The 13778-nt window shown below is 47.9% G+C and carries 10 protein-coding genes and 1 pseudogene; all 11 read left to right on the top strand.

Translation table 11 applies throughout. The features are described from left to right. Positions 1-68 precede the first annotated feature (68 nt). Positions 69-259 (top strand): annotated as a pseudogene (locus ACQKPA_RS25800) (hypothetical protein); the annotation flags it as partial. Positions 260-967: 708 nt separating this feature from the next. Beyond that, complete coding sequence (locus ACQKPA_RS25795) at positions 968-3589, top strand: ABC transporter permease (RefSeq protein ID WP_427495332.1); 2622 nt, start codon at positions 968-970, stop codon at positions 3587-3589. A 15-nt stretch (positions 3590-3604) separates the two neighbouring features. Next, positions 3605-3871 (top strand): hypothetical protein, encoded by a 267-nt coding sequence (locus ACQKPA_RS25790; RefSeq protein WP_427495330.1) that lies wholly within the window; start codon positions 3605-3607, stop codon positions 3869-3871. Positions 3872-4158: 287 nt separating this feature from the next. Continuing rightward, positions 4159-4959, top strand: a complete 801-nt coding sequence (locus ACQKPA_RS25785) for an ABC transporter ATP-binding protein (RefSeq protein ID WP_427495329.1) — start codon at positions 4159-4161, stop codon at positions 4957-4959. Positions 4960-4973: 14 nt separating this feature from the next. Continuing rightward, on the top strand, positions 4974-5627 hold the full coding sequence (locus ACQKPA_RS25780) for a hypothetical protein (RefSeq protein ID WP_427495328.1): 654 nt from the start codon (positions 4974-4976) through the stop codon (positions 5625-5627). A gap of 246 nt (positions 5628-5873) precedes the next feature. Next, positions 5874-7034: a cobalamin-independent methionine synthase II family protein gene (locus ACQKPA_RS25775; protein WP_427495327.1), complete on the top strand. Its 1161-nt coding sequence runs from the start codon at positions 5874-5876 to the stop codon at positions 7032-7034. A gap of 326 nt (positions 7035-7360) precedes the next feature. Beyond that, a complete protein-coding gene (locus ACQKPA_RS25770; protein ID WP_427495325.1) occupies positions 7361-7942 on the top strand; it encodes a TetR/AcrR family transcriptional regulator in 582 nt (193 codons plus the stop codon). Positions 7943-7980: 38 nt separating this feature from the next. Further along, entirely contained in the window at positions 7981-9270 is a 1290-nt protein-coding gene (locus tag ACQKPA_RS25765; RefSeq protein WP_326117394.1) for a cytosine permease, read from the top strand. A gap of 4 nt (positions 9271-9274) precedes the next feature. Further along, positions 9275-10390: a DUF917 domain-containing protein gene (locus tag ACQKPA_RS25760; RefSeq protein ID WP_427495324.1), complete on the top strand. Its 1116-nt coding sequence runs from the start codon at positions 9275-9277 to the stop codon at positions 10388-10390. Continuing rightward, positions 10387-11964: a hydantoinase/oxoprolinase N-terminal domain-containing protein gene (locus tag ACQKPA_RS25755; RefSeq protein ID WP_427495323.1), complete on the top strand. Its 1578-nt coding sequence runs from the start codon at positions 10387-10389 to the stop codon at positions 11962-11964. The genes ACQKPA_RS25760 and ACQKPA_RS25755 overlap by 4 nt, the downstream gene beginning before the upstream one ends. Before the next feature lie 365 nt (positions 11965-12329). Continuing rightward, positions 12330-13505 (top strand): DUF4317 domain-containing protein, encoded by a 1176-nt coding sequence (locus tag ACQKPA_RS25750; protein ID WP_427495322.1) that lies wholly within the window; start codon positions 12330-12332, stop codon positions 13503-13505. Positions 13506-13778 lie beyond the last annotated feature (273 nt).

Raw genomic sequence — 13778 nt, 5'->3', positions numbered from 1 at the left:
ATCTTAATATTAGGCGCTACCGGTCGAGTGGGGCGTGAAATAGTTGCTCTTGCACTTAGGGAAAGACTTCAAGTGAATCCAAGCGTAAGTCTACCCGTGCAGCGGAAGAACATCATAAAGTGTACAACATGCTGAAACAATCAGACCTCGAAACGATTGTCTGTCCTGCCTATTTATCCGACGGAGAACGTAAGGACAAGTATCGGGTAGAACGTGACTTTTGCCTGAGGATGGATCTGTTATCGCTGTTTCGGATACTGGTGTGGGTGGTAGCCGGGGGCGAACTAAGGACGCGAGCGAATCGCGTCCTTATTTTAGTTGTGTCCGATGGATGCCGGATGCATTTTCATCTGCTGAATTAGTCCGATGAGTCTGTTAATTTGTTCAATATCCTCGTGGAAAACAACAAAATTTATATAGAGATTGTCCACATCCTTGTTGGAAATCTATAGTGCACAAAGCTGGATGAGGGCTTCGCGTCGGGAGACTGCAAGCATTACCTTCTCCTTACGAGAGTAACGGTTCAGTAGGAATCCCTTATAACCGCGGAACTAACCTTTCCCAGCAGTGCCGTTAATAGTGGACGTGTTTGCCTTGAAAGTGTCGTTACCAGCTCCGAAATAATCACTAATTGTAAATATAGACATAATTTCGGAATCAAATTGAATATGTTGGTGTTTAATGTTAGATTAAGGAATTAGTGAGAAATATAGGACTGTAGAAACAGTAATACCAAGGAATGAGAGGAGATTTTATTGTTCAGTCAGATTTATACAACACCGAGAAGTTAATAAAGTTCGGCAAGTCAAAAGATTATATTCCAAAAAAAGGTAAAATATATCGTGAGTAATCAGAAAACTGTAGCGCCGTGTTAATGAAGTTCAGCAAATTGGTGGGTCATAAATAGTTTGTAACTTTATTTAGAAATTTATATTACTTCATTATTTGTATTTCTAGGGGGCCAATTATGAAACGCTCTACATTTGGGATCGCTATGAGGATGCTATTTGCTAAAAAACAGCGACTCATCCTAACTTGTATCGGTATTGCTGTTAGCTTCGGTCTAATTATCGTTATAAGTACGTTGTACGTTTCGATGGAGCGCTCCGTGCAAAAGACTATAGATAAGGAAGTTGGAACATTCGATTTAGTGGTGGGGTATAACCCCTGGAAAGGTAAAAATAGCAATAAGTTACTGACAAAAGAGGGGATTTCCAAATTAAGAAACATGGATGGTGTCATTGATTCAGGTGTAGCAATTGTATTCCCAGAGCTTGCAACCAATCGATATGATTCTGGAGCTAGACAGAAGGATGATATTAACTATTCTGCAGTCGAGCCTAATGAATTAATACGGAAATTCTATGGATTCACCACAACTTTACAGCCCGACGAGATGGTGATTACCGAAGAAATAGCCAGACGTTGGGGAGTGAAGCAAGGGGACACGAAGGAGTTCTCCATGAATAATGACATTGTTCTGAAAAAGGTTGTAAGTGAAATTATTCCTAATTATACATCGGGTCCTGCAGCAGTAATTGTGCATATAGATGCCATTCGCCAAGAGTACTCATTGGGTGAGGTTGCCAATACCGTATATCTTGATATAGCAGACGGCATATCCGATAAGGCTGTTGAGGCAGCGATCCGATCAGAATTTGATGAAAATATGAATATAGCGCTGCATTCACAGAACAAGACTGTAATTAAGGAACGTACAATGTTTAGATTTATTGCCATCGGATTAGGCGGTATATTATTGCTAGTCAGTATATTGTTCTTGTCTAGCAGTTTCAAACTGATGTTGCTTGGACGTGTACGAGAATTATCGACATTTCGGATGATTGGAGCTAGTAGGCGAGTCATCTATAAAATGGTCATGATGGAAGCGGCAGTGTTGAATTTGTTAGGCGTTATGTTGGGTGTAGGTGTAGGTGTTTTATTCTGTAATGTCTCAGCGAAGTTTATTGATTCGATGATGGGGATTGCCGTAAATAACGTGGAGATGGATTGGCCAGTAGTGGTTACGATTGCTGTGCTCGGCTGGTTGCTATTGACGTTGTCCGTTATGAGGATTGCCGTCACTGCTGCTGCTTCTGCACCACTTGTGGCTGTTCGGTTTAGCGAACAGGAGAGATTAAACAGATCTCATGCTTGGGTTGCAGGAAGTCTGTTCGTCATTGGATGCGTAATATTATGTGTAGCTTGGCTAGATCTAATTAGCACTAGTACACGGTTGCTATTTACGCTTATGGGTGGATTGTTAGCAGCAGGAGGATGTATTCTTGGCACGGGATATATGATTCCGATCGTCTCTCGCATTAGTGGTTGGTTCATTCGTAAATTCGCTATTGCTGAAGCTTATTATGCAATGAAGCAATTCGTAGCATTACGCAGGCAAAATTCGTTCATCGTTATGCTATTAGCGAGTATCGTGACAGCCTTCATTGCTATTCCAACATTCATAGACAATCTTAACCGTGTAAATACGGAACAAGTAATAAATAAGCATGTTACGCCGATCGTGATTGGGACGAACCGTGATGTAATGTCTTCTAAAGTATTAGAGCAAGTACGTCAAGTAGAAGGAGTTGATCAGGCGTTACCAATAGGATCGTTCCAAAGTGTACTACTTACAGATATCAATTATGAACGAGCTGATCCAAAATGGTTGAAGCGGAACAGTTATCATCCCGAGTATCTTAAAGGTACACCGTTATATGAGACGTATGAGTATGAATGGATAGGAGCTGCGAAGACGGATTTTAAGCTCATGCAGCAGATGGGTTTAATAAAGCAAGATCATAACGATTTATCATCTGGGATTGTCATACAATCCGAGTATGCTGCTCATATGGGAATAGCTTTAGGGGACACAGTGTCTTTGCAAAGAACGAGTCTAGGAAAAAAGTTGGGAAAATATGAGTTGCCAGTAAGCGGAGTGATAGACCTATCTTTTATTACACATGAAACCCTAGCTTTAGTAGATCATAACAATCCAAAGGTATCATGGATCGAAGGTGATAATAACGGCAAATCTAACGTGATTTCGCCCCAAACGATATATGTGCAAGTTAGCGAAGGTGCGGATATTGCTAGTGTAAGGATTGCATTACAGCAATTACTAGAAGATGACCCGTCGATCAAGGTTACGGATCTAGATTCGGAGTTATTGCGCATTGCAGAGCAGTCAAGAGAGCAATACACCATTTTGTGGGCGGTAATGGCCATATTTGTTGTAGTAGGTATCGTAGGCGTTATAAATACCCTGGGAGCAACATTTCATGCACATCGTAGGGAATACGCCATACTGCGGGCGATTCGTTTGACCACGGCAGGGCTAAGATCTGTGATGATCGTACAAGGACTATTGTATGCAATTACAGCTATTGTTGTAGGGATTTTAGCCAGTGGCTGGATTATTGTCGGATTATTTAGCGGGACCGATGAATTAAATGGATGGACGATCAACTGGTTCACTATAGCACTACCTATTATCATTGTTGGCGTTATATCGCTTCTTATTTCGTTCTTGTATGCTAAACAGATTGGACTGAATTCCATTACCGAGGAGCTAACAGTCGAGTAGTCGAAGGTGGTGTATATGGATTATTTAGCACTTATTATGCAAATTGCGCTTGGTTTGATATTGTTGCTCTCAGCGATATTGAAGCTATTAGCGTTAGGAAGCTTGCTTGATATTATGAGACTTACTAAGGTTAACCCCTACGAAGGGATGGATACACGTCTAGCTCGGAGTTTAAGGGTGGATTTGAATTGTCTGGAGGACAGTGGCAACGATAGACGTGCCGCTGTTAGAGAAGCTGAAATATTGATACTTGATGAACCTACATCAGCCTTAGATCCATAAGCAGAACTAGAAATATTCCGAACTTTTCAAAATTTAGCCGCTGGTAGAACTGCATTTATGGTCTCTCATCGCTTAGGTCCCGCACGTCTAGCAGATCGTAATACTTGTACTGAAAGATGGAGCATTGGTTGAGCAAGGAAGTCATGATGAGTTGATTCAATTAGATGGTGAATATAAAACGATGTTTTCAGGCACAGGCACAGTGGTATCAAGAGGAAAGTGTATATGATGTTGTGGGATAACAGTCGATATCAGTTGAACAGAGGATGCGATGGGAGGAAGTTCTCGTGGGAGATTCAAATTCAATTTTAGCTGTAAGAAATCTGACTAAGATTTATGGACAGGAACCGAATCAAGTAGTTGCGTTAGATCATGTAGACTTGGACTTGGCAGCAGGAGAGATTGTCATGTTAATGGGACCAAGTGGATCCGGCAAAACGACGCTGTTACAGCTCCTAGGCGGACTAGAACCACCTACCGAAGGGAAGATAAAGGTCAAGAATGGCGAGTGGCAAAAGTTCTATCACGAACCAGAAGTCTCACATTATCGGCGGGATATGATCGGGTTCGTGTTCCAATTTTTCAATCTCATTAGCTCCTTAACAGCAGAAGAGAACGTAGCACTGCCGCTAATTCTGGCAGGTCAACCGAAGAAGAAGGTCACTGCTCTGACAGAGGAGATGTTGCATTTAGTAGGTCTGTCAGAGCGAAGTAAGCACCGTCCAGCTGAGTTGTCCGGAGGTCAGCAGCAGCGGGTTGCGATTGCGCGTGCGTTAATCCATAAACCAGCTATACTGCTTGCTGATGAGCCAACGGGCAATCTTGACTCTCGTAATTCAGCAGACATACTTGAATTGCTTCTCAATATGCGGTATAAGCTTGGACAATCGATGCTCATCGTTACTCATGATCCGTATGTTGCTACCTATGGTGATCGTGTTGTTCTATTTCGTGATGGTCGAATTGTGGATGAGTATAGTTCTGAACATATTGTTGGAGAAGATCGAAATGAGCGCTCATTATACATTATGGAGCGACTGCAATCGATTAGTAATGAACAACGTAGTACATCGAAGGAAAGGATGTAGTTATGAGGAAGGGTATGTACTTTTTCAATACGGTTCGCCAGCTAGCTGTTGTTATTGCTACTATAGTAATTGTCGTTCTCTTGTCGTCTTGCTCTAAGAGTCAAGAAGATGTGGATAAACAGGTTCATTCAAGTGTCAACAAAATCAAACAATCGATTGATCATCCAGCTTCATCGGAAATAAGCGTTAGTTCTAATCCGTATGACTATGTAAAGAATAACGAAGATTTTGAAGCGATTATTGCGTTAGGAGTCGCTGCATTGCCTGAGCTGAAGCAGTTGTTAGACAATTCAGAACAAGATGGCTTAATGGAGTACATCTACGCCATAGCCCTTGAACAAATATCTAAAGTGGATATGAGAAAAGACACTGATTGGAGTACAGGGAAAGAATTTCTCAAGACATATACGACCTACCTCAAAGAAATTCCCGACAAGGTAAAAATGATAGCCAATGAACCGATCAGCGATACTGAGAAAATCGATCAATTAAAGGAGTTAGGCACTCCAGCTATTCCATATATATTTAACGTCATTGATAATGGGCATCAGGAATTATCTCCTGCACTCGATTATTTGACAGACAATAAGTCGAAGGGTGATATTAGGAAGTGGAGCGTTGAGAATGTAGATCAGCTGAATTTGCTCACAAATTTCGTTGAAAAATAAAATCTTAGCATAAACATCTACTGTATATTGCTAGTCACAAATTGTGAAATGACAGTGTAGTATCCGATTCTCTTTTGCATCATCAACGTCTTCCTGTACGATTTCCAGTCTAATTCAGTATCCATAGTAATCTCAGCAGTCATTCTTGCTATAGCTTTTAGCTATAACTAGTCATATTCTTTTGGTATGCCTTCTAACCCCGCTCGTCGTGATATGATCATCGTATACAACGAGGGGGTTATGTACATGACTGATAAGTTTCAGATCGTAGGAAGTTTGTTGCGGCCCGAAGAGCTGCTGAAATATAAAACGCAAATTGAACATCGTGATGATATCCAGTATCCATTCTATGAGAATTTTGAAGGGTATGCCGAGTGCGAGACAGAGGCGATCAAACAGGTCGTGAAAAAGGAAATCGAGCATAACCTGTCGGTTATCACGGACGGCGAATTCTCCAAATCGATGTGGCATCTGGATTTTGTATGGGGCTTTGGCGGAGTTGAGCGTTATATCGCGGACCATGGCTATTTTTTCCGGGATGTGGACGGAACCTCGAAATATGAAACACGCAAAGATATTGGGCTGCGCATTACTGGCGAACTGAGCGGAAAGAATCATCACTTCATTAAGCTGTTCAAACAGCTCCAAGATACGGCAGGCGATCAGCAAACGAAACTTTGCGTACCATCGCCTTCCCATATTTTCGGTGAACTTTCCTGGTCGGATAACATTGGCGGCACGGATGCTGTTTATCAGAACAAGCAGGAGCTCAAAGCAGGCCTTGTGAAGGCGTATAAGGAATTCGTGGAGGAATTCGCTGTGGCTGGCGGTAAGATTCTGCAATTTGACGACTGCCTGTGGGAGCTGTTTGCAGACGACAACCCGAACTCCCCGTTTACAGGGGAGCATATTAATCAAGCGGAAGTACAGGGTCTCGCCGCCGAATTTATTGATATTAACAATACCGTGATTGACTTCGGTCATAGCCTCGGATTGAAAATGTGGACACACAACTGCCGGGGGAACTACGATTCCCGCAACATGGGCGGTGGATCTTATGCGAAAATCGCCAACCTGTTCCTGAAGCAGTTGAAATATGACCGCTTCTTCCTGGAGTGGGATGATGATCGTGCGGGTTCGATTGAAGCACTGGAGGTTTTCAAGGACAGACCGGAAACGGAGATTGTGCTGGGCTTGCTGTCTTCCAAAACAAGTACACTTGATGATGAAGCACGCGTCATCCGACTGCTTGACGAAGCATCCAAAATCATTGATAAGGATCGTCTGCTGCTCTCGCATCAATGTGGCTTTGCATCCTGCGATGGCGGTAACGAGTTAAGCGAAGCCGAGCAATGGGCAAAAATCGATCAAGGTCAACAGATTGCCAAGCAATACTGGAATAACTAAGTTCGGATAAACATCATCTTGAGCTAAAAGGGATGACTCAAAGGGCCGCTTATGGACCCCGCGAGGCATCTTTTTTTGTATACAGCGTTTTGCCCTGTTCAACAGCAGAAGCCGCGAACCAGGACGTGAATATGGATTTCAAATCGGTCGCGGAGAAATTTTGATCGGTTATAAGAAAATTCGCGAGTACATTGTCCCGCTTGAATGTTGAACGTATAAAGATTAGAAGACATTTTGGCAGAGCAATCAAATGAATTGATTTTTATGCAGAAAGTTGTATAATCTACTTAATTAACGTTAATTAAAATAGAGAAAAGGGGATGAACATGACCAGAACGAAGCTGAAAGAAGCTGCGCTGAGGTTATTCGGACAGAAGGGCTACGACGGAACGGCATTATCGGAAATCGCGAAGGAGGTCGGCGTCAAGACACCGGCAATCTACGCCTTTTTTGAGAGCAAGGAAGATCTGTTCATGACGGTCTTCGAAGAATCGATGAGCGCTTACAACGAATATATCCAAGCGATGGCAGAAACCAGCAAAGGAATGAGTACGGAGAAAAAACTGCATGCACTGCTGCTTCGCCAATACGATTTCCACCGGGACAAGCGGGAGCTTGCCGCATTTGCCTTCCGGTACTTAATTTTCCCGCCGGATTTCTTGCTGGAACGGATGCAGGAGGCGTTTGGGCGTTTCGATACGCTGCTGAGCAGCATTATCGGCGAGATCATGCAGGAAGGTCTGGATCGCGGCGAACTGGCCATCGTCCCGATGGAGACGCTGGTGGATTCGTACCTCACCTTGATGGACGGGCTGGGCATGCAATATTACTACTATAAATCGCCGGAGCTGTTCGAACGGAAACTGAAACATGCCTTTGAGATGTTCTGGAGATCCGTCGAAGCTTAGGCAATCAACAAGATGGTACAGAAAGCAGAGGGTGGAACATGAGCAACGATACGAAAATAGAAGATTACGAACGGGAGCCCGTGCCCCAGCATTTGCGGAAATCGTGGCTCTCGATGGCATTTGTCTGGATTGCGATTGGTATTGACCTGTCTGCGATGTTTCTGGGTGCGCAGCTCGGCGCGGGCATGAGCATCGGTGACTCGCTTACGGCGGTCATCGTCGGTTCAGCCATATTGGGCATAATCGGGGCTGTCTGCGCATATGTGGGAGCCAAAACGGGCCTGTCGACGGCCATGATCAGCCGCTTTCTGTTTGGGAACAAAGGGGCGCTAATCGTCTCGGTCATTCTCGGCATTTCATCGCTGGGCTGGTTCGGCGTTCAGGTCGGCTTCTTCGCTTCCAACTTCCAGACCGCGTTAAGCGAGCTATGGGGTTGGCATTGGTCGCTCTGGGTACTGTCGATCATTGGCGGACTTCTCATGATGTCCACGGCGATCTGGGGCTACAGGGCGATTGAAAAATTAAGCGTCTGGTCGGTACCGCTTCTCGTTGTGTTTATTATTATCGCGCTGGTCATGGCGCTTAACGGGGAAGGCGGAAGCACTGTCTGGTCACCGTTTGAGGGTGAGGCCCTGCCGATGGGGACGGCGATATCGCTGGTCATCGGTATCTTTATCCTTGGAACGGCGCTGTCCCCTGACATCGCGCGCTGGGCCAAAACGCCAAAGCATGCGGTTACCGCAGCGTTTATCGGTTTCTTTGTCGGCAACAGCTTCATGACCATCATTGCGATCTTCCTGTCGCGTACGATGGATTCCGACGATCTTACGGGCATTCTTCTGACGCTCGGACTCGGTATTCCGGCGATTATCGTGCTGACACTGGCACAATGGACGACCAATACGAACAATTTATACTCCGCGGGGCTGGGTTTCTCCGTTGTCTTCAAACGGGTGCCTAAATCCGTGATCACGATTATTGCAGGTTTAATTGCCACGGCACTTGCTTGCTTTGGTATTTATGACCGTTTCATGACGTTCCTGACATACATTACGATGCTTGTCGCACCGCTGGGCGGCATTTATACGGCTGAGTATTTGTTGGTGAATAAAAATAGATTCTCGTTTGACGGACTGGACAGCAATCGGAGCTGGATTCCCCGCTCCATCGTCGTATGGGTCATCGCCACGTTCTTCGGGTTTATGACAACGATGGCCCCGGATGGGCTCGGATGGTTCCAGGTGACGCAGGTTCCGGCGCTGGACAGCTTCTTGATGGCATTTATCGTACAAGCAATCATAGGCAAATGGGTAGTAAAGAAGGGATGAAAGCATGAACAAGGCAACCAGATTAACCACATTGAATGAACAGGCCATTGAATATATCGCGATCGGAGCTGCGGTGCTTGGCACGGGCGGCGGTGGAGATCCCCATGTTGGAAAATTGATGGCCATGGAGGCGATCCGCAAGTATGGCCCGGTTCGAATCGCCCAGCTCGAAGAGCTGGACGATGAAGGACTTATCGTGCCGGTATCGATGATCGGAGCACCGACGGTGATGCTGGAGAAAATCCCTTCGGCCGAACAGCTGACCAAACCGCTTGATCTGATGGAGAGAGAGCTCGGCCGCAAGGTGGATGCTGTCATGCCGATCGAGGTCGGCGGCGGCAACTCGCTCGTTCCGGTCATTGCGGCGGCGCAGCGCGGAATTCCGCTCGTCGATGCCGATGCGATGGGGCGTGCGTTTCCCGAATCGCAGATGGTGACGTTCCATCTGGAAGGCATCCCGTGCAGCCCGGTGGCGATGGCGGACGAGCGCGGCAACAGCGCGCTGATGCATACGATTGACGGCGTGTGGGAAGAACGGATGGCGCGTGCGCTGACGGTGGAGATGGGGGGATCTGCCTCCATCTGCGATTATCCGGTATCCGGCGCGCAGGCGAAGCGGAGCGCGATCGGCGGGACGCTGACGCTCGCCTATGAGATCGGGCGGACGCTGTTCGAAGCGAAGCAGCAGAAGCTGAATCCTGTGCGCGAGCTGCTCACGAAGCTGAACGGCCATGCCCTGTTCCATGGCAAGGCCGTGGATATCCGTCGCCGCATGGACGGCGGTTTTACGCGCGGCGAAGCCGTATTCGAAGGTACCGGCGAGAACAAGGGAAAAACGATGCGGCTGTTTTTCCAGAATGAGTTCCTGCTCGCCACCGTTGACGATCAACCGCTGGCCATTACGCCTGACCTGATTACGCTGCTGGATCAGGATACGGGTATGCCGGTGACGACGGAGAACTTGAAGTATGGTGCCCGGGTGACGGCAGCAGGTTTGCCGTGCGATGACAAATGGCGTACGCCGAAAGGCATCGAGACGGCCGGGCCGAGATACTTCGGTTATGACTTTGATTATGTGCCGATCGAGACGTTGGCTTCGAAAGGAGGTGCGGGGAAATGACTGAGGTTACAACTTCTAACGCAAACCAGGTTTACCGTATCGGCATTGACGTGGGTGGAACGAATACGGACGCTGCCCTTCTGGATTCCGACTTGCGCTGCGTGCACAAGGTGAAGGTCCACACGACTGCCGACGTGAACGAAGGCATTGTGGAGGCCGTTCGCCGGCTGCTGCACGAAAGCGGTGTGAATGGAGCAGACATTCGCTACGCGATGCTCGGCACCACGCATTGCACCAATGCCATCGTGGAGCGCAAGCATCTTGGCCGGGTCGGCCTGATTCGTATCGGCGCTCCGGCCACGACGGCGGTTCCGCCGCTGGCCGGCTGGGACGAATCGCTGCGCGCGGCAGTTGGGCCACATAGCTATGTCGCCTCTGGCGGCTATGAGTATGACGGCCGCAAGATCGCCAATCTGGATGAAGAGGAGATCGCCGAATTGTGCCGCCGGATGAGCGGCGAAGTCGACGCGGTGGCGGTATGCGGCGTATTTGCTCCTGTGAATCGTGAGCAGGAGAAGCGCGTTGGAGACATCGTGCGCGAGGTGTTAGGTTCGGACATGCCGGTTACCTACTCCAGCGAGATTGGCAGCATCGGATTGCTGGAGCGGGAGAATGCCTCCGTACTGAATGCGGCGTTGCTGCAAGTCATTGCGGGCGTGGTGCGCGGATTTGAGGAAGCGCTGAACGGCTTCGGCATCCATGCGCAGCTGTACATTTGCCAGAATGACGGCACGTTAATGAAGAGCGAATATGCGCTCCGCTACCCGATTCTGACGATTGCGTGCGGACCGACGAATTCGATTCGGGGCGCGGCGCACTTGTCCGGGCTGAGCGACGCGCTGGTCGTCGACATCGGCGGGACGACGACGGATATTGGCGTGCTCGTGCAAGGCTTCCCGCGCCAGTCGTCGGCAGCTGTGGATATCGGCGGCATTCGCACGAATTTCCGGATGCCGGACATTTTGTCCATTGGCCTCGGCGGCGGCACAATCGTCCGGCTGGACGACGCAGGCGGCGTAACGGTTGGCCCGGACAGCGTGGGCTACAAGCTGACGACACGGGCCCGCATCTTTGGCGGAGATACGCTGACGACCACGGACGTAGCCGTCAAGCTGGGCCGGGCCGCATGGCCGGGCACAAACGCGGATACAGTAGACGAAGCTGTATGCGGTAAGGTGGATGCCGTCATGCAGCAGATTCTGGAGGATTCCATAGACCGGATGAAAACGAGTGCCGACCCGGTCGATGTCATTCTGGTCGGAGGCGGCAGTCTGTTGGTGCCGGATACGCTGGCAGGGGCAAGCCGAATCATTCGGCCGGATAACTATGATGCGGCGAACGCGATCGGCGCAGCGCTGGGAGAGGTTAGCGGCGAGTCGGAGCGGATCTATTCGCTGGACGACTGGAGCTATGACGACGTCATCCGCGATGCGAAAGAAAGCGCCATGAACGAGGCAACGGCAGCTGGCGCGAATCCGGAGACCGTACAGATTGTGTCCGTCGAGGACATTCCGATTGCGTATTTGCCGGGCAATGCGCTGCTTGTGAAAGTGAAAGCTGCGGGTAAGCTGTAACGCGCAAGGCATTAGCCTCGCTCGGCAGCTTTGCGGCCACATGAGAAGTGTGAGCATAGCTAGCGAGCATTCGTATATTGGTGCTCGGCGGCAACGGCGCGGGACCCAAGTTACATGAAAAATGGCGGTACGGATCCAATTCCGTACCGCCATTTTTTATTTCGCGACCTATACTTTCCTGGCGATCTTATTTCAAGGAAATCTACTCGACTCAGGTATTCAAATATGCCACAATAGAGGATCAGGGCCGCAGGAGAATTGACCCTAGGCACAGCAATGCAAGCCGCAAGATCGCTTACCAATTTACGTTCCAATAATTTATACTTAATAAGCCAGATTATATTGAAGGAGCTGCCGAATCGGATATGAACAAAAAAGAAGTCGCCAATATACGCAAGCAATTTAAGCTGGATCACGATTTAATGAATATTTACGATATTCTCAATGTCTATATTACGAAGGAAACGAATGAAATCTACCACTGGGAGCGCCTGCCGTTCGAACTGGTGGATCGGGAGAAGCAAGAGTTATACATGGGTAATTTCAAAAAACTGCTGACCGGCGAACTGGATCAAAAATTGTTCGAATTGAGGTTTCAGGAAGCAGCGGAGGAACCGGCGCAGGTTATGCTTCACCAAGCTCTTGTGTCGGGTGATCCGGAAGAATGGCAGGACTTGATGCTGATGCTGGTGGATCGAATGCTGAAGGATGTCCAATATGAGCGGGATATGGTGGTCACGTTCGTTCGGGGACAGTATTATTTGCCGACCAAGGCGAGAAACGATGAAGCGGAGGAGAGCGAGAAGAACGAGGTGTTTGCCCATCCGTTCATTTTATGCAGCGTGAATTCTACGGAGAAACAACGGAAGACGCTTTTGTTCGATTATGTGGAGCGGGAGTTCAAGTACAATGTCATTGTAGATCCGATTATCAAGTTAAGTGCGCCGGAGCAAGGATTCCTGTACCCGAGCGTGACCGACAATTATTCCGATGTGAATCGTATTTTGTATTGTACGGGCAAATCGAATTTTCCGGATCCGCATTTTGTCGAACAGGTCTTGAACGGAGAAAGATCCGTGACGGCACTTGAAGAGCGAGCGATCTTCGAAGATATCGTCAAGGAAGTGGCCGGCGAACAGCTCGATTCAGCCACCATTGCCCAGGTGTACGAGGAAATCAACCGGGTGATCGAAATTAACGAAGAGACGAAGGAGGAAGAACCTCCGAAGCTGGATTATAAAGATCTGGAGCGCGTACTGAACGCAAGCGGCGTAGAGGACGTGACGACCGAGAAGGTGGAGCGGGCATTCGAAACCATCGTGGACAACAAAAACTATGAGATGAAAGCAACCAGCGTCATGCCGAAGTATACTTCCAAATCCATTAAGATCGAAACCAAGGTAGCTACGATTTCGATTAGCCCGCAGGATTTAAGGTATGTCAAACAGGTAAATTTCCAAGGCAAACGCTGCATCATGATTGAAGTCGACGAGGATGTCGCGATTGAAGGGTTTACGCTGGCGTCAGAGACGCTTCTATAGACTCGTTCATCTTACAAGCTTCGGCGCGGTGCCGGAAACCTGAGAATATATAGCTATACCATGCGTAAAAGAGGCTTGTGTTGCACTTTCGGATGGGAAGCATAAGAGTCATGTAGGTGTTGTTAACCTATATGGCTCTTTTTGTGTTAAGTATGCTGCGGGAGAAGCGGCGATAAAGACCATAATGTCTGAACCCGCTTTTGTGGTTATATAAAAGCATGTTTTGGCAAGAAAAAAGACCCTAGAGGCTCTTAGGGTCTTGTAGGAACTTTG

It is taken from the genome of Paenibacillus sp. NPDC093718, from assembly GCF_050279985.1.
Taxonomy (GTDB): Bacteria; Bacillota; Bacilli; order Paenibacillales; family Paenibacillaceae; genus Paenibacillus_AQ.
The sequence above is the reverse complement of the archived record's forward strand: the minus strand, read 5'-3'. Positions and strand labels throughout refer to the sequence as shown.

Bases quoted from the DNA above. Each gene is read 5' to 3' on its own strand.
- ACQKPA_RS25795 (WP_427495332.1), top strand. From the start codon at position 968: ATGAAACGCTCTACATTTGGGATCGCTATGAGGATGCTATTTGCTAAA.
- ACQKPA_RS25790 (WP_427495330.1), top strand. From the start codon at position 3,605: ATGGATTATTTAGCACTTATTATGCAAATTGCGCTTGGTTTGATATTG.
- ACQKPA_RS25780 (WP_427495328.1), top strand. From the start codon at position 4,974: ATGTACTTTTTCAATACGGTTCGCCAGCTAGCTGTTGTTATTGCTACT.
- ACQKPA_RS25775 (WP_427495327.1), top strand. From the start codon at position 5,874: ATGACTGATAAGTTTCAGATCGTAGGAAGTTTGTTGCGGCCCGAAGAG.
- ACQKPA_RS25770 (WP_427495325.1), top strand. From the start codon at position 7,361: ATGACCAGAACGAAGCTGAAAGAAGCTGCGCTGAGGTTATTCGGACAG.
- ACQKPA_RS25765 (WP_326117394.1), top strand. From the start codon at position 7,981: ATGAGCAACGATACGAAAATAGAAGATTACGAACGGGAGCCCGTGCCC.
- ACQKPA_RS25760 (WP_427495324.1), top strand. From the start codon at position 9,275: ATGAACAAGGCAACCAGATTAACCACATTGAATGAACAGGCCATTGAA.
- ACQKPA_RS25755 (WP_427495323.1), top strand. From the start codon at position 10,387: ATGACTGAGGTTACAACTTCTAACGCAAACCAGGTTTACCGTATCGGC.
- ACQKPA_RS25750 (WP_427495322.1), top strand. From the start codon at position 12,330: ATGAACAAAAAAGAAGTCGCCAATATACGCAAGCAATTTAAGCTGGAT.